Below are 999 nucleotides of genomic sequence, written 5' to 3' on the forward strand. Positions count from 1 at the left end.
CTTGGAGATGTCCCGCGTCCCCAGGTTCGTCGTCATGATGATCACGGTGTTCTTGAAGTCCACCATCCGGCCCTGGGAGTCGGTCAGCCGCCCGTCCTCCAGGATCTGCAGCAGCGAGTTGAAGATGTCCGGGTGCGCCTTCTCCACCTCATCGAAGAGCACCACCGAGAACGGCTTGCGCCGCACCTTCTCCGTCAGCTGCCCACCCTCCTCGTAACCCACGTAGCCGGGCGGGGAGCCGAACAGCCGCGAGACGGTGTGCTTCTCGGAGAACTCGCTCATGTCCAGCTGGATGAGCGCGTCCTCCTCACCGAAGAGGAACTCCGCCAGCGCCTTGGCCAGCTCCGTCTTCCCCACCCCGGTGGGGCCGGCGAAGATGAACGAGCCACCGGGGCGCTTGGGGTCCTTCAACCCCGCGCGGGTGCGGCGGATGGCCTGCGAGAGCGCCTTGATCGCATCGTTCTGGCCGATGACGCGCTTGTGCAGCTCCGCTTCCATGTTCAGCAGCCGCGAGGACTCCTCCTCGGTCAAGCGCACCACCGGGATGCCGGTGGCGGTGGCCAGCACCTCCGCGATCAGCTCCTCGTCGACCTCGGCGATGACGTCCATGTCGCCGGACTTCCACTGCTTCTCGCGCTCACCGCGCTCACCCTGCAGCACCTTCTCGCCGTCGCGCAGCGAGGCGGCCTTCTCGAAGTCCTGCGCGTCGATCGCGGACTCCTTCTGGCGCCGCACCCCCGCGATGCGCTCGTCGAACTCGCGCAGGTCCGGCGGTGCGGTCATCCGGCGGATGCGCAGGCGGGCGCCGGCCTCGTCGATCAGGTCGATGGCCTTGTCCGGCAGGTAGCGGTCGTTGACGTAGCGGTCGGCCATGGTGGCGGCCGCCACCAGCGCGGCGTCGGTGATGGAGACGCGGTGGTGGGCCTCGTAGCGGTCGCGCAGGCCCTTGAGGATCTCGATGGCGTGCGCCAGCGTCGGCTCGGGGACCTGGATGGGCTG

1 protein-coding gene is annotated in these 999 nt (G+C 68.4%); it reads right to left on the reverse strand.

Annotated elements, in window-relative coordinates; genetic code table 11:
- A partial coding sequence (locus GTQ99_RS23565) for an AAA family ATPase (RefSeq protein ID WP_166618062.1) occupies positions 1-999 on the reverse strand: 999 nt, incomplete at both ends.

Origin of the sequence: Kineococcus vitellinus (assembly GCF_009906315.1) — a bacterium.
In the GTDB taxonomy this organism is placed as follows: Bacteria; Actinomycetota; Actinomycetes; order Actinomycetales; family Kineococcaceae; genus Kineococcus; species Kineococcus vitellinus.